The organism is Nitrospiraceae bacterium (genome assembly GCA_035623075.1).
In the GTDB taxonomy this organism is placed as follows: Bacteria; Nitrospirota; Nitrospiria; order Nitrospirales; family Nitrospiraceae; genus DASPUC01.
In genome coordinates this window covers 1-18,994 of sequence record DASPUC010000019.1, presented here as the reverse complement: position 1 = coordinate 18,994, position 18,994 = coordinate 1, and the positions used below count along the sequence as shown (strand labels likewise).

General features: G+C 55.1%; 19 protein-coding genes, 2 tRNA genes and 1 other RNA gene. 14 read left to right on the top strand and 8 right to left on the bottom strand.

All coding sequences use genetic code 11. The features are described 5' to 3' along the window. Window positions 1-2: 2 nt before the first annotated feature. A tRNA-Leu gene (locus VEI50_03580) sits at window positions 3-85 on the bottom strand. A gap of 432 nt (window positions 86-517) precedes the next feature. Here VEI50_03580 and VEI50_03575 point away from each other — a divergent pair. The 3 genes from VEI50_03575 (at window position 518) to VEI50_03565 (ending at window position 3,046) form a co-directional block, all read left to right on the top strand. After that, window positions 518-1,591 carry a HEAT repeat domain-containing protein gene (locus VEI50_03575; protein ID HXX74184.1) on the top strand — a complete coding sequence of 358 codons (1,074 nt, stop codon included), beginning with the start codon at window positions 518-520 and terminating at the stop codon, window positions 1,589-1,591. Window positions 1,592-1,800: 209 nt separating this feature from the next. Further along, entirely contained in the window at window positions 1,801-2,865 is a 1,065-nt protein-coding gene (locus VEI50_03570) for an ABC transporter substrate-binding protein (GenBank protein HXX74183.1), read from the top strand. Then, window positions 2,822-3,046, top strand: a complete 225-nt coding sequence (locus VEI50_03565; GenBank protein HXX74182.1) for a hypothetical protein — start codon at window positions 2,822-2,824, stop codon at window positions 3,044-3,046. The genes VEI50_03570 and VEI50_03565 overlap by 44 nt, the downstream gene beginning before the upstream one ends. Window positions 3,047-3,187: 141 nt before the next feature. On the opposite strand, the gene VEI50_03560 is transcribed toward VEI50_03565, so the two are convergent. The 5 genes from VEI50_03560 to VEI50_03540 form a co-directional block, all read right to left on the bottom strand. Then, the gene (locus tag VEI50_03560) at window positions 3,188-3,913 is read right to left on the bottom strand and encodes an OmpA family protein (GenBank protein ID HXX74181.1); all 726 of its coding nucleotides are present in this window, start codon (window positions 3,911-3,913) and stop codon (window positions 3,188-3,190) included. A 130-nt stretch (window positions 3,914-4,043) separates the two neighbouring features. Next, window positions 4,044-5,075 carry an OmpA family protein gene (locus VEI50_03555; protein HXX74180.1) on the bottom strand — a complete coding sequence of 344 codons (1,032 nt, stop codon included), beginning with the start codon at window positions 5,073-5,075 and terminating at the stop codon, window positions 4,044-4,046. Window positions 5,076-5,131: 56 nt separating this feature from the next. Further along, on the bottom strand, window positions 5,132-5,560 hold the full coding sequence (gene mscL / locus VEI50_03550; GenBank protein HXX74179.1) for a large conductance mechanosensitive channel protein MscL: 429 nt from the start codon (window positions 5,558-5,560) through the stop codon (window positions 5,132-5,134). Between the two features lie 659 nt (window positions 5,561-6,219). Then, on the bottom strand, window positions 6,220-7,008 hold the full coding sequence (locus VEI50_03545) for a mechanosensitive ion channel domain-containing protein (GenBank protein ID HXX74178.1): 789 nt from the start codon (window positions 7,006-7,008) through the stop codon (window positions 6,220-6,222). Window positions 7,009-7,020: 12 nt separating this feature from the next. Continuing rightward, the gene (locus tag VEI50_03540) at window positions 7,021-8,670 is read right to left on the bottom strand and encodes an AsmA family protein (protein ID HXX74177.1); all 1,650 of its coding nucleotides are present in this window, start codon (window positions 8,668-8,670) and stop codon (window positions 7,021-7,023) included. A 155-nt stretch (window positions 8,671-8,825) separates the two neighbouring features. Here VEI50_03540 and VEI50_03535 point away from each other — a divergent pair. From VEI50_03535 to VEI50_03510, 6 genes are all read left to right on the top strand, one after another. Further along, window positions 8,826-8,915: transfer RNA gene (locus tag VEI50_03535), tRNA-Ser, on the top strand. Window positions 8,916-9,019: 104 nt separating this feature from the next. Then, window positions 9,020-9,119: signal recognition particle sRNA small type (ffs, locus tag VEI50_03530), an RNA gene on the top strand. Between the two features lie 151 nt (window positions 9,120-9,270). After that, window positions 9,271-11,079: a DNA polymerase III subunit gamma/tau gene (gene dnaX / locus VEI50_03525; protein HXX74176.1), complete on the top strand. Its 1,809-nt coding sequence runs from the start codon at window positions 9,271-9,273 to the stop codon at window positions 11,077-11,079. Beyond that, window positions 11,076-11,399: a YbaB/EbfC family nucleoid-associated protein gene (locus VEI50_03520; GenBank protein ID HXX74175.1), complete on the top strand. Its 324-nt coding sequence runs from the start codon at window positions 11,076-11,078 to the stop codon at window positions 11,397-11,399. Before dnaX ends, VEI50_03520 begins: the two co-directional genes overlap by 4 nt. A gap of 13 nt (window positions 11,400-11,412) precedes the next feature. Next, complete coding sequence (gene recR, locus VEI50_03515; GenBank protein ID HXX74174.1) at window positions 11,413-12,015, top strand: recombination mediator RecR; 603 nt, start codon at window positions 11,413-11,415, stop codon at window positions 12,013-12,015. 106 nt (window positions 12,016-12,121) lie between these two features. Continuing rightward, window positions 12,122-12,565: a TraR/DksA C4-type zinc finger protein gene (locus VEI50_03510; protein HXX74173.1), complete on the top strand. Its 444-nt coding sequence runs from the start codon at window positions 12,122-12,124 to the stop codon at window positions 12,563-12,565. Between the two features lie 87 nt (window positions 12,566-12,652). Here VEI50_03510 and VEI50_03505 read toward each other — a convergent pair whose 3' ends face one another. Together VEI50_03505 and VEI50_03500 are read right to left on the bottom strand one after the other, a co-directional pair. After that, complete coding sequence (locus tag VEI50_03505) at window positions 12,653-13,678, bottom strand: tetratricopeptide repeat protein (GenBank protein HXX74172.1); 1,026 nt, start codon at window positions 13,676-13,678, stop codon at window positions 12,653-12,655. Window positions 13,679-13,939: 261 nt separating this feature from the next. After that, on the bottom strand, window positions 13,940-14,284 hold the full coding sequence (locus tag VEI50_03500) for a hypothetical protein (GenBank protein HXX74171.1): 345 nt from the start codon (window positions 14,282-14,284) through the stop codon (window positions 13,940-13,942). Between the two features lie 656 nt (window positions 14,285-14,940). Here VEI50_03500 and VEI50_03495 point away from each other — a divergent pair. The 5 genes from VEI50_03495 (at window position 14,941) to VEI50_03475 (ending at window position 18,648) form a co-directional block, all read left to right on the top strand. Continuing rightward, the gene (locus VEI50_03495; GenBank protein HXX74170.1) at window positions 14,941-15,474 is read left to right on the top strand and encodes a mechanosensitive ion channel family protein; all 534 of its coding nucleotides are present in this window, start codon (window positions 14,941-14,943) and stop codon (window positions 15,472-15,474) included. A gap of 70 nt (window positions 15,475-15,544) precedes the next feature. Next, window positions 15,545-16,012, top strand: coding sequence for a DUF2844 domain-containing protein (locus VEI50_03490; GenBank protein ID HXX74169.1), 468 nt, complete (start codon window positions 15,545-15,547; stop codon window positions 16,010-16,012). Then, window positions 16,009-17,199 carry a DUF3443 family protein gene (locus tag VEI50_03485; GenBank protein ID HXX74168.1) on the top strand — a complete coding sequence of 397 codons (1,191 nt, stop codon included), beginning with the start codon at window positions 16,009-16,011 and terminating at the stop codon, window positions 17,197-17,199. Before VEI50_03490 ends, VEI50_03485 begins: the two co-directional genes overlap by 4 nt. A gap of 403 nt (window positions 17,200-17,602) precedes the next feature. Further along, a complete protein-coding gene (locus tag VEI50_03480; GenBank protein ID HXX74167.1) occupies window positions 17,603-18,013 on the top strand; it encodes a hypothetical protein in 411 nt (136 codons plus the stop codon). Window positions 18,014-18,099: 86 nt separating this feature from the next. Further along, complete coding sequence (locus VEI50_03475; GenBank protein HXX74166.1) at window positions 18,100-18,648, top strand: hypothetical protein; 549 nt, start codon at window positions 18,100-18,102, stop codon at window positions 18,646-18,648. The last annotated feature ends 346 nt before the right edge of the window (window positions 18,649-18,994 follow it).

Here is an 18,994-nt window from a genome sequence, read left to right as displayed (position 1 = left end):
TCTGGTGCGAGAGGGGGGACTTGAACCCCCACGGTTGCCCACGAGATCCTAAGTCTCGCGCGTCTGCCAGTTCCGCCACTCTCGCACAGGGGAGAGGACCGGAGACTCCTCGTAATGAGCTCAGCAAACAGGCGAAAATACTCGATGATGTAAGCCTTTTGTACCGTTGGAAGAGCCCCAGTGTCAACCCATACTCCTGCGGGGCTCTTGTTGAGCGAGACTTGACGCTGAGGAAGAAACCAACACTGTCGATCTGTGAGCGAAAAGGCTGTGTACGGGAGAAGAACTGCCTCGACTTCTCCAGGGCGTTTTGGACTTCCTCGACATCGATTCGTGATTTCAGGATGGCTTTCTATGGCGTGAACGGTTATCGGCGGGTATAATAATTATGCCGGCTTAGATAGCCCCGTCGCTTCGGGAACTCACCCTCAGAAAACAGGGGGATGTGCAGGTTTCAATCTCTGGGGTTGCAGAAGCGACCCTCTCCTCTTCGATTCGTTACCGTAGGAGGTGCCTCATGCGAGCCTCTTTATTCGTCTTATTCATTCTTTTGGGTGTTCTTACCGGGCCTGTGTGGGCGTATCGGGATTACTTCACAGTAGAGCAAAAAGCCCAATTAGCAAAGATTCAAACAGTGTTGGTCGATGCAATTGCTCTCACAGACAAGGGAGCGATCGATGCCAAGCCCATTGCGGAGGTGACGTCACGTCGCCTTCAAGAATTAGGCTATACGATTGTTCAGGACCGCACCAAGCCTCATGACGTTCTGTTTAAGGTGAAATGCGAGCAGCGCAAAACATGGGAAGGCACGACGACGGCCGGTGGAGACGCCGACTTGCCTGATGCGCCCTCCCGCCTGTGGAAAGGTCCTGCATGCCAACTGAACTATCTGCTCGGAACGATGAAGATCAATTGGCAGAAAGAGGTCCGGACGGACTTCGAAGACGCGGTCGCCGCAGCTCAAACCGCGAAAGCTGCCGATGCGGGGGCCTATGCCATGGAACGATTGAAAGAGCGGCTGGAACAGTATGACTTCCCCGTGATTGTCACAGCCGAGTGGGGACAGCCGGATCGCCTACTCAAGCTCTTGGACAAATCGGACACGAGCCAGCTCAGAAAATTGAAGATCATTTCCCTCTTGGGAGAAATGGAAGCTGATGAGGCTTTGCCGAAATTAAAAGAAGCGCTGAAGGATAAAGAGCTGTCCAAGCAAGCTGCTGTGGCGCTTGGAAACATGGGGAAAGAAGGCATACCGATTCTGGTCGATATCCTGAAACACTCGAGGCAACCGGAACTGCAAGCGGCGGCCGCAAAGGGATTGGGCGACTTAGGCAACATTCACAACGATTCGTCCGTCATCCCGCCGCTTCTGGAGATGCTCGATCCCCCCGGCATCGACATCACGGTACAAACCGAAGTGGCGTGGGCGTTGGGTAGGGTGCCGGACCGTCGGTCGGTGAAGCCGCTATTCGATCTCGACAAGAAATTGCAAAAAATCCGGAATGATCCGCCGGATCCGCAGATTAAGAAATTGAAAGAAGCAGTCTTCTGGTCGATCAAGCAGGTCTACACAGAAGACCAATATAGTTAGTGACCCGGAAAAGATTCTCATCATCGTTCTCCGCCACGCCGCCCTATATTGAGCCGCGACCGTATGCTCAGGGTCGGCAACCTTTAGCATACTCTTGACATCCCTGCTCTCTCCTCTGAGTGGACGTATCTGTTGCAAGAGCGGTTAGGTTCAGTGTAACCATGTGAACCCGACTAGCCGGCCTGCCATGAAAGAGGAGGATTGTCGCCATGGTTAGCATCTCTCGCAGAACGTTCCTACAACTTTCGGCTACAACTGGCGGAGCTCTAGTTTTTGGGGATCTGGCCAGCCAAATTCTTAGCATCGCGCCACGCTCGCGACAGGCGCACGCAGCCGAACCGATCAAGGTTGGGATCATCGATCCGTTATCGAGCCCCTATAAGACCTCGTCGATCCACGACGTGCACGGTGCCAATGTAGCGGTAGATCTGTTCAATAAACGGGGTGGAGTGTTGGGGCGGCCGATCGTCATCCTTGAAGCGGACGATGCCTCGGATCCGGAAACAGCAGTTAAAGCCGCGACAAAGTTTATCAAGGAGGAACGGGTGGACTTCTTGATGGGAACCTTCAACGGCGACTGCGCTTTGGCAGTGAGCGCCTTGGCTCAGAAAGAAAACAAACTGTTCATGGTCACCGGTGCCTCTCTTCCCGAGCTGACCGGCGCTGCCTGTAATTCACATACCTTTGTGTTTATGCCCAACGCCACGATGATGTCGCAGGCCGTCGTTCCGCATCTTGTTAAAGCATACGGCACCCGCTGGTATATGATTACGACCAGCACACTCGACGGCAAATCGACAGCCCAAGCGATGGTCACAGCGGGGCAAGCCCATGGCGTTGAATTCGCCGGCGAGGCACTGATGCCGTTTGGATCCACGGACTTTACGTCGGCCCTTGCGGGGGCGAAGGATAAACATCCGTCGCTAATCCTGCTCAATCTCTACGGGTGGGATTTGGTCCATGCCCTCAAAGGCTATGCCAAGCTGGAGTTGACCAAGGAGAAGATTGGAGTCGGGGGAATGATTGGTGGAGAACAGATTGGACGGCCGCTTGGGTATGCCAACAATGCGGGAATGTGGGGCTTGATCTGGGATCCGAAGATCGATACCGACAGCTCCCGCCGATTCATCCAAGGGGTGATCGACAAGTACAATCACACTCCGACCTCGCGGTGTTACCTGGGATATGCGGCTATGACCCCAGATTCTCGAGGCCGCTCAGCGAGCAGGCATGACCGACACACAGGCGGTGATCAAGGCGCTGGAAGGACATGAATTTGACGGTCTCAAAGAGGGCAAGTCCGTTTTCCGGGCGTGGGATCACCAACATGTGCAGGATGTGTTGGTGGGAGAAGCATATGGGAAAGAACTGGGGCTTGGACACTATAAAATTTTGGCAACCGTGGCAGGGGAGTCAATCGCGGGAACTCGCAGGGAGAGCGACTGTCATCTGTGATGTGCAGGGAGAGAAGCGGGCGGCATATTCATCATGAATACGCCGCCCGATCTACGGCGGAGAGTCCACTAGTTATCCGTCTTCAGAATCCTCCAGCTTCCTTCAATCGTCTTTCGTCGCAAAATTGCTGATCCCAACGGCTCATCTTTTCGGTGTAACTCGAATCTCTACGCGCCGATTCATACGCCGACCATCTTCGTTATCATTTGTTGCCAGCGGTTGAGCGTCACCGTACCCACGAACCAGAAGCTTGGATGGATCAACGCCACTGTCTTGGAGCACGCGCGCGGCCTGCTCGGCACGCGCAGTGGACAACGCCTCATTGTCCGCAAATCGCGGGAGGAGCTTGCTGCCAATCGGCACGTTGTCGGTATGTCCAGTGACCTCCATCTGATATTCCGGGTAATCCTTGAGAATCTCTCCGGTACGCTTGAGTGCATCGATTCCTGCCGGCCTCAAGGCATCATGCCCGGAATCGAACAAGTACGTCGATGCGAGCTTGATCAACAGGCGTTCGCTGTTCACGTCTACCGTGATGTCGCCTTTCTCGATTTCAGGCCGTAGTGCCACCCCGAGCCCACGCTGGGCCTGCGCGACCGGCGTCACGCGGGTAGCCTCTTGCGCGGCGAGTTGGCGTTCGAGCTCCTCCACTTGGCTCCGCAGTGCCGCCAGCGATTCGGTTTGCTGTTGACGCTCTTGTTCCAACATTGCGATCTTCGCGTCGCGCTCGTCCGGTTTGGGTGATTCAGCCGTCCGGCCGGCATGCCGATATTCATACCCGCCGTCACAGCAAATCGGCTCTCGAGTGCATCCTGCTGCAACAAGCGCCAACGCGATGTACGATGCCCATGTGATGTATCGGTTCATGAGGATCCCCCCATGGCCGTTAAATGCCCCGCAAGCTGGGGAACCTGCCCTCTTCCTTTCCCATCGCAGCATCGAGATGGGCGAGGAAGAGGAGAACTGCTCCCTCGCCCAGCAAGATGAACTATGTCTCCTACCTCGTGACCCTTACCTCGACGCGCCGGTTTTTCGCCCGACCTGCATCGGAGGTGTTTGGTGCCACCGGCATTGTATCGGCGTAGCCGGCTGTGGCGGCTCCGGTGAGTCCACCATCGGCCAAGGCTACGGCTGCGTTAGCCGCGCGCGCCTCGGAAAGTTCCTTATTGGAAGGAAATTTCCTCTTGAGCGTGGACCGGATCGGCCGGTCGTCAGTGTGACCGTCCACGGCAACTTTATATTCGGGGAAATCTTTGAGGATGGTACCAACTTGCTTCAGTGCGTCGGCGCCAGCCGGCTTGAGCTGATCTTCGCCGGAACCAAAGAGGTACCCCGAGGCCAGGTTGATCAGCAGTCGCTCATTGTCTAATTCGACGGTGATATGCTTCTTCTCGATCTCGGGTCTCAGCGCACGAATGAGTCCGCGTTGCGCTTCTTTCAGTTTGGCCATTTCGGAGGAGAGGTCGCCGCGAAGTGCGACCAGTTCTCGATCTCGATCGGCGAGTTGTTTTTCAAGGTCGGCAATGCGTTGTTTGGCAGCAGCGAGTTCTGGGGCCAGTTTGTCCTTGTCTCCCGCACCAGCTTGAAGCGCTGCAAGCGACGCTTGGCTCGCAGCAAGCTCTGAAGCCAAACGATCCCGTTCCGCTTGACTCGAGGACAGTTGGCTTGCCAGTCTGGAGGAATCGCCGGCACCGGCCCGCAGAGAGGCCATCTCACGATCTCGATCTGCCAGCTGCCCTTCAAGCTCCGCGATACGCGACTTGGACCGGTCGACTTCAGCCTGGGCTGATCGGACTGAATCACCCGCACTAGATCGGAGGGAGGCGATTTCACGATCGCGATCGGCCAACTGCTTCTGTGCGGCGGCCAGTTGATCTCTCAACCGCTGCTGTTCTTTTTCCCAGGCCGATGGGTGGCGGTATTCATAGCCGCCATCGCAGCAGATGGCACCGAAATCGATGGCTCCCGCATTGCCGGCGATAGCCAGCATACTGACAGCCAGGACAGAGATCTTTATGGCTTTCATCATGGTCTCCTTTTGTTTGGTGAGGTGAGTTGTATGTGTTGAATCACTCATAGCGCACCTTAGATATTGGACGTACAGTGTGCGCACCTGGTTGCCTTAATCGGAATCGTCGATAAACACTGTGGGCACTCTTTGGTCGTAGGGACGGTCGGTGCCTCCGGTTTCTTGAGCCGGTTCACCTGCTTGACCAACATGAAGATTACGAACGCAATAATGACGAAATCAAACACGGTCTGAAGAAAGACCCCGTAATTGATCGTGGGGGCTCCGGCTGCCTTGGCCGCGGCTAATGACTGTTGGGGGATGCCGGAAAGATTCAGAAAAAGACTTGAGAAATCGACCTTACCGAGCAGCAGCCCGAGAGGTGGCATCAGCACGTCGCTGACGAGCGACGTAACAATCTTTCCAAATGCAGCTCCAATGATGATTCCGATCGCCATATCGAGCACATTGCCCCTCAGGGCAAATTCCTTAAACTCTTTCAGCATGATCTCTCCTCCTCTGGAGCAAGGTTCAAGGCAACGACGCCCGCCCTATCTTCGCTATTGCGAGATATTCACGAAATATCCCAATGTCCACAATTAGAGAGCGTTCGTATTCTTGGTTCAGACAGTCAGCCTGCTATCGTATTCAATTGTCCGCTGGAAGCTACGGATAAAGCGTGGAATGATTTTGAAGCGGACAGGTACGTCAGCAGCGCATACATGATCTATGATGGAAGAAGAAGACGGCGTGATTAAGACGAGGGGTGACGATGACATCACGTTTTTCTCAAATGCTAAATCAATCTCAGGTTCCTGAGCCACGTACGTGACTAAATGTCCATCAATCCGATATCTCCAACACGATACAGCACTCAAGTTTTGGGGATGCCTGTATAGCCGACTTCGTGACGAATCGCAACGCCAAAGTTTGAGAACCGTACCCAGAGATCGAGCAATCTTGGTGCCCCTGTAGAGTTGACACCAGCTTGCCATGTAATTCACATGGTTTGCGATAACTGACAACACCTACAGGCCTACACGTATGCGTGCTGTTGTGGCCTCTTGCCGCAATAAAAGACCTAAAATGCCACAAGGACGGGATGGTCTCGGAACCTTTCTGGATTCCACCCCTCACGGACGAGAATAGGAAGAGTTCCTTGCGCTCATACTGGCGGGGGAGGAGGAGCGGAAGGAAATTGAACGCGAACATCTCGCAATCGCTCAATAATCGCTTTGTTTATTTCGGCCTGGGTAGAACTATAATGCGCGACTGCGGACCATGGCTCTACAGCGATCGTGACAGCGGGATGACCAAGGTTACTGATGCCGACGGAAGGGGGTGGATCTTTCAGCACGTGCGGATGACCGGTCACGACCTCACGAATAATCGTTAGCGCCTGGTTAAGATCCGTGGTATAGGCCACGTCGACGGTCATGTGGATCTGTCGGATCATGCCAAAATTGTGGAGGATTTCCCCAACGATCTTCCGATTAGGGATAATGACGCGCGAGCGGTCCGGATGCATCAGTGTCGTCGAGAAAATGTCGATCAATATCACATCGCCATGGACGCCCAACAATGAGATGTGTTCTCCGACCTTGTACGGTTTTGTGAAGATGATCGAGAGCCCGGCCATCACGTTGCTCAAGACCCCTTGAAGAGCGAGGCCGATCCCTACGCCGGCGACGCCGATCCCCGCGACGAGCGGAGCGATCGGGACTCCCAACGCGTCGAGCGCGACGACCGCCGTAAACAACAGCACGATAATCTTGACGATGCGGACGAGTAACAGGCGAACGGGCGGTTCCAGCGTGTAGCGTTCTAGTTGCTGCTGAGCGAGATTGCCCGTCCATCGTGCCGCCATCGCTCCGGCAGTGAAAATGGCGATTGCCACAACAGCCTGCATTCCATACTGCACCGCGTATTGCACGATAGTGTCCATGGGATTCATAGGGCAATCCTCCTAGCGTCCAAGGAAGTCTTTGAACAACTCTTGGCCCTGTTGTTTCAGATCTTCCGGTTTCGTGGTGCCTTTCAGAAGCCTGCCGACGGCTTCCTCAACTTTTTTCTGCACCTGCTCTTGAACCTTTCCGCTGATCCTCTTCATGTCCAATCCGAATGAGGGCGCCTGCGCGGTGCCGGTGATGAGGAGCGGCAGAACGAGTCGCCCATCCCTGATGGCCAATTTAGCGACAGGAGAGGAGCCGGCGATTTTCTGACTGAGGTCTTGTGAGAGGTTGAGGTTTACCACGAGATTCAGAGTGTGATCAAATCCGACAGTCCCCCCTCCGGTGGCTTGGAAATCATGGCTATCCATCAGGAGACGCTGGACGTAAATAACTCCTTGCTTGATGGCCAGATCCGTCTCAACAGTCGAAAAGGCTGTCACTTTTGGATTGTCGATGTGAATGCCGGCGACGTTGAGGATGGAGACGGCCTCCTGCAGCAAATTCGCCCCTTCGACCTTCCCTTCTTTCACTGCGACATGGCCCGCTCCTTCTAGGGATTTAGTGAGGTCTGCCATCGAGAAACCATGGCCCTGCAAGGTCATGTCTCCTTGAGCCGCTCCGTTGATCGATACTTCCAGGGCGGCAATTGCCTCAAGAGCTGGACCGAGCTGTAGGTCTTTCATCGTCAACTTGGCTCCGAATGGAGGAGCGTCGGAACCGGAGGTGAGTGTCCCCTGTGCCTTCACCTCCCCACCGAAGAGGTGCAGCGACAGGTTGTGCAGGCGTGCCTCCTGGCCCTTGACCTCCGCGACGACCTGGAGGTTCTGTATCTCAACCGGCTTCTTCAGCGGAAGAGCGACCGGAAGATCGGCCGTGTTAATCACCGCTGAACCGACGTTGATCTTCGCGTCATGTTCGGCCATGCTTCCGGTAATCGACAAGGAGGTTTTCCCCAGCGCGAGTTGCATATTGATCGCATCGATGTCCGTTGTTTCCTTAAGAGGCCCGAACGTGCCGTTGAGAGTCACCGGCATGTTGAATGGTTGAATGAGTGTCGCCAGATGAAGACTGGGGGTTTGGCCCAGTCGTACGGATTTCAGGAGCAGTTCCAATTCCTGCAACACATACTCAGTCGGGCTAGTTGTTGACAGATCGCGATAGGTCAGTTTCCCACCCACGATGGAGACCTGGTCAACTGCCAGCAGCGCGAGTATCTTGAGCGGACCTTCGGCCGATGGAACCGGTGCGTGCGACGGCGTGACAGGCGTTGCCACACCAGAGCGACCGAGCGTGGACACATTCAGGACGCCATTCTTATTCTTGATGACGGTGATCACTGGGTCTCGGAGCGTGATCTCTTCAACTTCGACTTTGCCGCTCAACAGGGGCGTCAGTTTGACCCCTACATCGAGCGAGGTGAGCGAGGTGAACGGACTTGAATCAAACGCCGGGTCATCCAATACGGCAAAGCCAGTTACACGTGCGCCGATACGTGGCCAGATGGTCAAGCGGATGTCTTGCAGTTGGACTTTGCGATTAAGCGCGTCTTCGATGAGCGGCTTGTATTGATCCTGGTACTTGTTTAAGTCGACAAGGAAGGGTAGAGAGAGGATCAATCCGAGAAGGAGCAGAACGATCACTCCGAGTCCGACCACGATTCTCATCGCCCACCTCCGTTCGCTTGACCGCAGTATAGGAAATGAATCTTTTGGTGGTCAACGTCGGAATCAACCACGTGACGCATCTTCGTGCGAATCGTTGCCTTGCTGGTGCTCAGAGCGCGTGTTAAGATGCTCGCCGCCTGGCATGAGGTCGATGTGGAGAGGTGCGAGAGTGGACGAATCGACATGCTTGGAAAGCATGCGTCTCGGCAACGGGACCGTGGGTTCGAATCCCACCCTCTCCGCCAAACCCAAGCGCTGAGTCATGAATGCTGAGGAATGGGGTGTCAAAATCAAGCTGATTCCGTGTCCACTCAGCACTCGGTCCTCAACGCTCATTACTTCGAAAAGGGGCTGGGCCCTGTGCAACAGAACCCTGTGAACCCCGCCAGGTCCGGAAGGAAGCAACGGTAAGCAGAAAGTCCTGGGTGCCGCAGGATCACCTGGCCCCGCTTTTCAGGATGTTGAAACAGGCTCCCAACGTCGTTCTCGGTCCTTCGCTCTCCTCGGCGTACCACAGAACGTACGCCTCGGAGTTCTCAGTCCCTGCGGCCTTGTTGGATCGCCTGTTTGAACATCCTGCCATGTGGAAACATACGATCAATGGACTACCAAGTCTCTGCTCGTAAATACCGCCCTGGGACATTCGATGATGTGATCGGTCAGCCACACGTTGTGCAAACGCTGGTCAATTCTATCAACACAAAACGGATCGCCCATGCGTATCTGTTCTCCGGTACTCGCGGCGTGGGGAAAACAACCGTGGCGAGAATTCTCGCAAAGAGTCTCAACTGCGAGCGGGGACCGACCGGTACACCCTGCACGACCTGTGTGAACTGCCAGGAAATTGCTCAAGGAACGTCGGTCGATGTCATCGAAATCGATGGCGCGTCCAATACGAGCGTGGATGACGTGCGCGAGATTCGCGAGAACGTCAAGTTCGCGCCCTTCCGTGGTCAGTATCGCGTCTACATCATCGACGAAGTCCATATGTTGTCAAATTCGGCCTTCAACGCCCTCCTCAAGACACTGGAGGAACCACCGTCGCATGTGGTCTTCATTTTCGCCACTACCGAAATCCACAAGATTCCAGCCACCATCCTGTCTCGTTGTCAGCACTATAATTTCCGTCGCATCGCGCGCACCGAGATTGTCGAACGGTTGCGCCATGTCGCACGGCAGGATGGCATTGCACTGGAGGATCGCAGCCTAATGGCGCTCGCTCGGGCTAGTGAGGGGAGCATGCGTGACGCGCTCAGCCTCCTGGACCAGGCCGTCGCATTCGGCGGTATCACGATCGTTCACGCCGATCTTGAAGCGCTCCTGGGAGCTGTACCGCAGGAACTCGTTCGAGGAATCATCCAGGCGATTATCGGTCAGGATACTCCGGCTGCACTCCGCATGTTGGCCAATCTGCTCGATCAAGGGCACGATCTCCGAGCCTATTGTTCTGACGTGGTCGAATATCTGCGTAATATGCTGGTGGCGTCGGTTGTCACGGCTCCTCAAGAACTGCGCGGGCTGATTGAAGCTTCGGCAGAAGATTTGCCCCAAATCACGGCTGATGCGCGATTGCTCTCGCCCGAACAACTCCAAGAACTCTTCGCCATTTTTACCCAGGCAGAAGATGCGCTCCGATTCAGCGCCCACCCTCGGTTCATCCTTGAAACGGCGGCGGTTCGTGCCACTCGCCTAGGCCGACGCTCAGATAGAAAGCCTGATCAGGAGACGCAGCCCATTCAAAAGCAAAGGTCTCCCTCTGAATCATCGACCAGGCCGAACAAACCGGAGCTGCCGGGCCGCTCTACAGCGGCACCATCAATAGGAGCTGCGCAATTGGCCGATACTGTATCGAGCGGTCCGTCGTCCACCGAACGCGTACGTGCTACAACCGCCGGGATGGCCGAATCCATGCTAGATTTGTCGGTTAATCAGGCGGGTGCGCGGCAATCCGCCGTGACGCCGCTTCCCCCAGAACCTTCGCCTCCGCTCGCAACGCTCAATTGGGAGGCATTCCAAGAGGCTGTTACTGCCGCCCATCCGAACATCGCACCTTTTCTCGAGATGGGGCGATTGGTGGAAACAGAGGGAAATCAGGTGACAATCGGGTTTACCAGGCAAGCCACGGTTGCGCGAGGGATGATCGAGAAGCCAGACAATCTTGTCGCGTTGACGGCAATCTGTGAACGGTTGAGTAGCCGAAGGGTCCGACTGCGCATCGTGGAGTTGGCGGACACGGATCCACCCGGGAAGACGATGGCGCAGCTCAGGGCTGCCAAAGAGCAGGGACAGCGCCTCGTCATGTTTGAGCAGGCTCGGACTCATCCAGTAGTGAAGGAAGCCCTAGAGATCTTCGGAGCAGAGCTGGCTGATGTTCGACAGGTGTCGAATCAGAAGGAGGCGGGGCAATGAAAAATCCGTTGGGCAACATGGCGGGTTTGCTCAAACAGGCGCAGGCCATGCAGGCTCAGATGGCGAAAGTACAGGAACAAGCCGCATCCAAGACCGTGACGGGGACGGCGGGGGGAGGCAGTGTGACCGTCACGGCGAATGGCGCGATGGAACTTGTCAAGATCGTCATTGATCCCGAAGTCGTTAAAAGTGGAGACGCCGACATGGTGCAGGACCTCATGTTGGCCGCGACGAATGACGCGCTACGGAAAGCCCGGGAAATGATGGCGAACGAAATGAAGTCCTTGACTGGCGGGCTCAATATCCCGGGGCTCTTCTAGCGGACTGGCTTTTATGGCGGTTGATCAACAGGGATTGCTGGCTCGACTAGTTCGAGAGTTGGTCCGTTTGCCGGGCATCGGACAGAAGACAGCGCAGCGGTTAGCGTTCCATGTGTTAAAGGTTGATCGTGAGGATGCGCTGCGGCTCGCTGAGGCCATTCGTGCCGTGAAAGACGGCCTCACGTTCTGTCGGCAATGTCGAAATATCGCGGAGGGCGAGTTGTGCGAGCTTTGCCTGGACCCGAAGCGAGACCGTACCAGAATCATGGTGGTGGAAGAACCCAGCACGCTCTATGCCATTGAGCGCGCCGGCGGTTATCGCGGCCTGTACCATGTCTTATTGGGCGCCCTCTCACCGTTGGAGGGGGTCGGACCGTCTGATATTCGTGCGGAAGAACTCATCGATCGTGTGAAGCTCGGGGGGATCGAAGAAGTTATTTTCGCGACCAACCCTACAATCGAGGGCGAAGCCACAGCCATCTATTTGACGAACCAGTTGAGACCGTTTGGCACGCGAGTCTCCCGAATCGCCTACGGGATTCCCGTCGGGATGGATATCGAATATGCCGACGAAGTGACTTTGCTCAAGTCGATCGAAGGCCGCCGGGACCTTTGACGAACCAGGCAGGCTGTTGTCCTGGTCGTCCCATTGACCCTCTCTTCAACCCCCTGCTATAGTTTGACGCTGTTAAGCCTGAAGCCAGCATCTGCAGGATTTAGTGATGAAAGCACGGACTGCTTCCAAACGAACCGTTTCTCCGAAATCTTTAACTAACGCTGTCACAATCAAGCGAAAACAACCCGCTTCAGCAGCGCGTGGGAAATATACCGGCATCCGTCGAGACCTTGAGCGCCAGCGTGCTGCGATTTTAGCGGAGGCTGGAGAGGGGCGTACCACTCGGAAGAGTCAAGAAACGTTCGCGGATGTCAGCGATCAAGCGACAGCGGAGGCGGATCAGAATTTCTCCATGCGAATTAAGGAACGCGAACAGAAACTGCTCAAGAAGATCGATGAAGCACTCGATCGTATGGACAAGCAGACCTACGGGATCTGTGAACGATGCGAAGAGGACATTCCTTACGAACGGCTCAAGGCTCGGCCGGTCACGACGCTCTGTATCGCCTGCAAGACGCTCCAAGAGCAGGAAGAGAAGACCCGCCGGTAGTGCCGTCTCGAAACTGGTAGATTCTACCGTTACGATCTGGCCCTATTCTTTCGGTCAATCAGAACACCAGGGTTGTCGGGCGCCGACTCAGGGCTTTTTCAAGGCCTTGACCCGTTGTTGCACGAGCGCGATTCGGTCGGCTTCGTCGGGGATCCCTTCGACGAGGGCGAGATAGGTTTCGTACTCCGAAATCGAGCGTTTGGAGTCAGTCGGTTCATAGGCTTCCGCGAGGTGATAGCGTGCAATGGCGTAGTTCGGACGAAGAGTGACAGCTTTTTCGAAAGAGGCCAGCGCGTTCGCCTTGTCTCCCAACTTGACGTACACAGTCCCAAGGTTGTTTAAGATTTCGGGAGTGTTGGGCCTGATCGTAAGCGACTGCAGCATCTCCGCTTTGGCCTTTTCATACTGACCTTTCCCTTCCCAGGCAAGGCCGAGCTTGTGATGTGCTTCGGCCAGCCACACTTTGTTGGAGAAACCGCTCGCGATCGCCTTTTGATATGCATCCGCGGCAATGTCGTAGTTTTGACTGCCGCAGTAGGACAGCTGTGCCGTCTCACCGCGAGCAAATTGCTGGAGTGACGGGAACGGTTCCTTATCGTCGGCACCTTGACTCTCAAGCTTTAGTCCGGGCTTGGTACCAGTCGGATTTCGCAACCGCTCAAGAAATTCCCGCCGGTAAGGGGAGAAGAGACGCGCGTAGGGATCGATTGTGATGGAAGCCTGGAGTAACGTCGGATGCTCTCCCGCAGCGAGTACCAGATACTGAGTCGTCGATTTTTCATCCCCGGTTTCGTAGAGGGTACTAGAGTTCATGCTGTCCTTTGATGAGAGATTCGCGACGTTGACGTAGAACTCCAGAACAGGCTTTAACCTGGCAAGCGTATCTCGTAGCACCGGATAGGGTGAAAGATCCAGGCCGGAGGAGAAGGTGAACAGCGCACCAACCAAGAGCCCATCTTCATCGAAAAAAAATGACTCGTCGGCGTGCGATGGGCTCCGATCGGACAACAGGATCAATTCCTGTCCAGTCCCCCACGTCTTTTGCTTGAGGGATGCAAGGGGGTGGTTTTTACTAAAATCGGCCTTTCGATTGCATAATGCAGTCGACTTCAACAGGATCAAATCGCTTTCGGACGGTGGCAGTGGGGGCCGCGGAACAGAGGTCTCACAACCTGGGAGCAGAAGGGAGAATCCTACCCAAGAAATTAGCGCGAGATGGTGCAGGAAAGGCAGACGTAGTTCTGCGGATTGGCTACTCGACCTCACTAAGGGAGCATACACGAAATAAGAACTGGTTTGCCAAGAGGACAAACGACAACGCCCGCTCAGATGTTGAGCGGGCGTTGTTGTCAATTTCTCAGGAAGGGAGGAAGGTTATTGGCGCTGGCTGTCCAGCACCGCGTCCTCACTGGTATAGCCGAAGAGATAAGGCATCGAGCTGGTGAGCTTGTAGAATGGCCGATTAAAGCCGTAATCCAACGCCATTCCGACAGGGTGCAAGATGAATGCGGTCCAGCGCCAGACGTTATCGTTGATCGGGGAGCCAGCGATCGGGTTGGTATACACCAACGCGGTGCTGTCCATAACACTATAAATGCTGGCTGGTGCCCGATAATCTCCGTCTCCTAGATCTACCGCGGTCTGTTCTTGGCGATTACTCGCACAGCCGGTAACAATGACCAGAAGCAACACACCAACGGCAAGAGCTGTTGTCCGCATGGCTAACCTCACTTTAGTCTACGTCTGTTCGACCGCTCCGGTTGCTACTGAATTGACAAATTGAAGTGTAGCCGACGATCCGAATTCTGTCTAGAAAACAGGCGGTTTCAACCGCTCCCCCAAAAAACCAGAAACTTGGCGCATTTAGGAGAGAGAACCTGCGGTAAGTCCTAGCGAAGTGGTGGGCGATACAGGTATCGAACCTGTGGCCTCTTCCGTGTGAAGGTAAACAGACAGATTTTTGAGGTTGCTCGCTGTTGCAACGGTTTCCCCGTTTATATCCGAGATCCCGCGAGGTTCGGGGGTTCTATTTCTTCTATTGTTTTCTGTCCCTTCCCTTGGTTCCCGATTTTGTTCTGGCACAAAAATGGCCACAGAGAAAATACGTAGTTCGGCTAAGCCTCTATCCGTTCCTTCGTCGCTTGAGGTATTCGGCTCCGATTCGGCCTCTCAGTCATAAATTTTGAGTAAAAAATCCTATTCTGAAAAGTAACCGCCGTAAAAATAAGGCTTTGATTAGTCCCGATTGATCTGAGCCAAAAACCTTATCGAAAATCGCAATAAAATCTGGTCGATTTCCCGAAGAATTCGACCTATCCTAATGCCGGTTCAAAAACAAATAATTTCTGTAGTTGAAATTTACTCGGGAGGCAAATATGACGCCATTGGAACGGATTCTCAGCGGGGAATTTGTCAACCCTGGCACACTGTTCGGAGTAATCTTCTACGCTCTGGTGTTCCTTCTGGTGGCGTGGTTGAGCATGCGCTCGCTGCGCGTAACTCTGGAGCGGCTCGAAGGTGGGGTGCTGGACCACACGACGGCGAACTTCCTGCGTCGCATGGGGGACGTTCTCGTTTGGGTACTCGCCTTGATTCTGTATGCCCACCTGATCCCCGAACTCCGCTCCCTTGGGACTGCGCTGCTCACGGGTGCCAGTGTGGCCTCTGTTCTTATTGGCTTAGCTGCCCAGAGTACGCTCGGCAATCTGATCGCCGGATTCTCTCTGCTGTTGTATCGGCCGTTCCAGATCGGGGACTCGGTGCAATTGACGGTTCCGTCTGGCGTTCAAACTGGCACGATAGCAGACCTCACCCTGGGCTATACCATTATTAGGACTCCGGAGAACCACGAAATCGTTGTCCCGAACAGTGTGATGGCAAGCCAGGCGATCATTAAGTCCCCGGAGTGAATCAAACTCATATAGAAACGGGAATGGAACCAGATCTCGAGTGCCAGGTCTTTGCTGCCAGAGGCATGTGATGAAACATAGGCTTGTTCTTGAGATGGCAGTAGCGATCAGTCTGATCTTGATCATCAATCTCCCTAGAACCTGGGCCGTCTTGGGGGAACCGGCGAGTTCCGTGGAAACAGACCGCGTGGCACTTACCGGACAAATCAGGGTGATCACGGAACAGGGATATATCATTCAGGAAATTACTACATTGGAGCTCGTGCTTCGGGAATATGTGTTTGGGGATACGGTCTTTGCCGTGGCCTGGAGAGGAAGAAGACCTCCACACTTGGTTTCACTCTTGGGTTCTTATTTTCAGGAATACCAGGAGGCAGCTACTGCGGCCGCATCGAACGGGCCTGGGAGGCGTGGGATGACCCGCATCCAGGGGTCCCGTGTCGTGGTAGAAACGGGCGGTCATCCAGGAGATATACGCGGAAGAGCCTATATTCCATCACTCCTCCCTTCGGGAGTGACAAGAGAGATGATCCAATGATTCTGAGATCGTGCGTATCGGGTCTTTTCGGCGTTGCCGTAACGCTTCTGCTAGGTTGTGGCAATTCAGGAGGCTCTAGCCCTTCCACTCCTTCCGGGCCTTCTGGTCTCAACGTCCTCGCAATCACAATAAATCCATCTTCTGCCGCGGTCTGCATATTTGCCAATGAGCCCTGCACCCAAGTCACCATTTGCCAGCCCGCTACCTCAAACTGTCAAACCATTACGGACGTTCTGGTGGATACCGGATCATCGGGACTCCGGATTTTTACCTCTGTCTTAGGGATCACACTCCCATCCAGCAACATCGGAGAATGCATGTATTTTGGAGGCACTGCCGATTGGGGGCGCGTTCAATCAGCGGACATCATTTTGGGAGGGGAACCGGCTGTGATGGTCCCTATCCAAGTGATCGATCCGACCTTCGCGGGACAATACACCCCCGCGGGCCAACCTGCTTCGAACGTCTGCGGCGTAGCCTCAGTCGACTCTAGTCCTGCACAAGCCGGATTCAATGGCATCTTGGGCGTTGGGGTATTTCCTTTAGACGGCGGGGTTTACTATAACTGTGCGCCACTCCCTTGTGTTGCTACTGCAATCTCGGCCTCCCAACAGGTCCAGAATCCGGTGGGACTTCTGCCAGTTGATAATAATGGGGTCATAGTCGCCCTGCCGTCTGTGCCCGCCAGTGGATCGCCCTCCCTTACCGGTTCCCTGATTCTAGGCATAGGAACAAGATCCAATAACCAACCTTCCGGGGTCACGGTGTTACCGACCAACTTATCGGGCCAAATCGTGACACACTTTAACCCCAGCCCTGGTGTCAGTACGCAGGAAGCGGGAATATTCGATACCGGCTCCAGTGCCTTTTTTTTCAGTGACTCGTCATTGTCTATTCCGCTGTGTCCCGGAAATTTGTCTTTTCTGTACTGCCCGTCTTCTCCGTTATCCTTCTCGGCGGTCAACACGGAGTTGTCAGGGTCTCCGTCAAGCCTGGTCAATTTTCAGCTCGCCAATCCCATACCCCTCTTCTCTTCAGGAAATGCCGCCATTAGCAATGTGGGCGGACCAACATTTTCTGCGGGGTTGTTTGACTGGGGGCTGCCATTCTTTTTTGGCAGGACGGTCTATGTCGGCCTTGGTGGAAAAGTATCCGTGCTCGGTACTGGGCCATTCTGGGCCTATTAGAGGATCATGCTATTCCAGAGATGACGGTTCACAAAACAATTTTCCAGAAACAGTTGTTTGTGAATTCCCTGAAAGACCGATCCAACCCCTTGCAACTTCACCAGCTTGAGCAAGAGGGGACACAAAGGTTTTTGGCACCCCCTCTCGTCTTGCCGCGACCGTTCACGGTCCCCTGCACATGACCCACATGAAGGTACTCGCTACGCGGGCTTATAGCAGCGTCGCGATCAGTTTTGAACGCGTCGGATTTTTCTCTTGACGTGACTATGCGAAGTCGATTCAATACCGCCCTCGGCCCAATCCAATCAGCAGGGTGATGCGGCACGGGCCGCATTCATGGCCAGGCCCGGCTGACGATAGAGAAAAAGCACCTCCCCGTTCGTTCTTGCCAAAAGGAGACACCATGAAGCTTACCGTCTGTGCCTTGATCAGTGGGGTACTCGTGTTTGCGACGGTGACCGGCAACGCTGCGAAGGCTGCCGAACAGTCTGCACAGCGGGCAGGACAGGCACCGAAGCCGGGCCTGATTAGCTGTGCCGGGAAGTTCGAGGGGCGGTACGAATCTGCCGCGGGAGGGCCGGGGCCCAGGATTGTGTTCCGCTCAGGCAAAGCAACTCTGCGCGAGCCGGACGTCGTGATGAAGGACGGGAAAATGGCCGCATTGTTTAGCGAGAAAGAGGCCGAATGTTGGACCGGCGGCGGAAAAATCTACCTGCGCTGGCTCGACGGGTCCCAATATGACTTCCCGATCGACATTAACGACGATGGGACGCTCGACACTCCCGATGGCGAGCTGAAGAAAAAGGGTGGCTGAACTGTCCAAAGCGGAGCGAAATTGTGCGCACGGTACCTGACCGCAAAGTCCAGGGTTGCCAGTCGTAGCTCACAAGGAGGTCGCCAATGAGTGATTCAGAATATCGCAAGCGGCAGGACGGAACTGCCACGGTCTTTGACGTGACTCCGGCTCCCCAGAAGAAATTCTGGTTCATCGTGATTCTCGGGTCGATCATGTTTCTGATGGGGCTGAGTTTCGTCAAATCCGATACTCTTCTCGGCCTGATCGGCATGGGGGGCGGCGGCTGGGCCGCCTGGTGGGCGTGGAACCGTGATCTGCGCCCGCCATCACACCGCGCGCCGAGCACGTTTCGCGTGACGGCGGACACGATCGAGAGCAACGGCCGCACGTTCAGGAAAGACGAAATCCATCGACTCATTATTAAGAATGGCATCACCGACGAGGAAGTAGGCCTTCCCGGAGGTGTGCTCGTCGAGGTCCCGACGGCCCAGGCGGCGGGCATGGCCCATCGGGCGATCGTGTCTCTGACGGCGCATGGCCTCGAAGTTGAAACCGGCGGCAAAGGCTACGTGCTCGCGGGCGGGATGGATAAGACGACGGCGTTCGGGCTCCTCACCGACGTGTCGCGAATCATCGGCTTCAAGACGAATTGAGGCGCGAACCGCCCGACAGAGCACTCCTCTGTCTGTCGCGTTGCCAACAATGAAGACCCAGCCATGCACCGTGACAGTGGCATCGGCGGTCGCGGTGGTGCAGGCACAGGCCCAACCTAAGACCGGAAAACCCCAAGGGGTTTACACTTCTTATTGTCAGGCGCTACGGCTCTCTCCAATCGTTCGCCCCGGAACTGTGCTCAAATTGTGCTCAACTCCACCTCACTCCAGCTCATTCCAGCCTACTCCAGCCAAAGTTCGGATTTTGCGCAAACCTTGGCTGGAGTTGGCCTGAGTGAGTTGGAATAGGCTGGAGGAGGGTCGGGGCCACGGTTTCCTAAACCGC

What these genes read in the sequence shown, in the direction of transcription:
- recR (HXX74174.1), top strand. Translation starts at nt 11,413, where the DNA reads ATGGCGGTTGATCAACAGGGATTGCTGGCTCGACTAGTTCGAGAGTTG.
- VEI50_03520 (HXX74175.1), top strand. Translation starts at nt 11,076, where the DNA reads ATGAAAAATCCGTTGGGCAACATGGCGGGTTTGCTCAAACAGGCGCAG.
- dnaX (HXX74176.1), top strand. Translation starts at nt 9,271, where the DNA reads ATGGACTACCAAGTCTCTGCTCGTAAATACCGCCCTGGGACATTCGAT.
- VEI50_03575 (HXX74184.1), top strand. Translation starts at nt 518, where the DNA reads ATGCGAGCCTCTTTATTCGTCTTATTCATTCTTTTGGGTGTTCTTACC.
- mscL (HXX74179.1), bottom strand. Translation starts at nt 5,560, where the DNA reads ATGCTGAAAGAGTTTAAGGAATTTGCCCTGAGGGGCAATGTGCTCGAT.
- VEI50_03545 (HXX74178.1), bottom strand. Translation starts at nt 7,008, where the DNA reads ATGAATCCCATGGACACTATCGTGCAATACGCGGTGCAGTATGGAATG.
- VEI50_03570 (HXX74183.1), top strand. Translation starts at nt 1,801, where the DNA reads ATGGTTAGCATCTCTCGCAGAACGTTCCTACAACTTTCGGCTACAACT.
- VEI50_03490 (HXX74169.1), top strand. Translation starts at nt 15,545, where the DNA reads ATGAAACATAGGCTTGTTCTTGAGATGGCAGTAGCGATCAGTCTGATC.
- VEI50_03500 (HXX74171.1), bottom strand. Translation starts at nt 14,284, where the DNA reads ATGCGGACAACAGCTCTTGCCGTTGGTGTGTTGCTTCTGGTCATTGTT.
- VEI50_03565 (HXX74182.1), top strand. Translation starts at nt 2,822, where the DNA reads ATGACCGACACACAGGCGGTGATCAAGGCGCTGGAAGGACATGAATTT.
- VEI50_03555 (HXX74180.1), bottom strand. Translation starts at nt 5,075, where the DNA reads ATGATGAAAGCCATAAAGATCTCTGTCCTGGCTGTCAGTATGCTGGCT.
- VEI50_03485 (HXX74168.1), top strand. Translation starts at nt 16,009, where the DNA reads ATGATTCTGAGATCGTGCGTATCGGGTCTTTTCGGCGTTGCCGTAACG.
- VEI50_03475 (HXX74166.1), top strand. Translation starts at nt 18,100, where the DNA reads ATGAGTGATTCAGAATATCGCAAGCGGCAGGACGGAACTGCCACGGTC.
- VEI50_03480 (HXX74167.1), top strand. Translation starts at nt 17,603, where the DNA reads ATGAAGCTTACCGTCTGTGCCTTGATCAGTGGGGTACTCGTGTTTGCG.
- VEI50_03540 (HXX74177.1), bottom strand. Translation starts at nt 8,670, where the DNA reads ATGAGAATCGTGGTCGGACTCGGAGTGATCGTTCTGCTCCTTCTCGGA.
- VEI50_03510 (HXX74173.1), top strand. Translation starts at nt 12,122, where the DNA reads ATGAAAGCACGGACTGCTTCCAAACGAACCGTTTCTCCGAAATCTTTA.
- VEI50_03495 (HXX74170.1), top strand. Translation starts at nt 14,941, where the DNA reads ATGACGCCATTGGAACGGATTCTCAGCGGGGAATTTGTCAACCCTGGC.
- VEI50_03560 (HXX74181.1), bottom strand. Translation starts at nt 3,913, where the DNA reads ATGAACCGATACATCACATGGGCATCGTACATCGCGTTGGCGCTTGTT.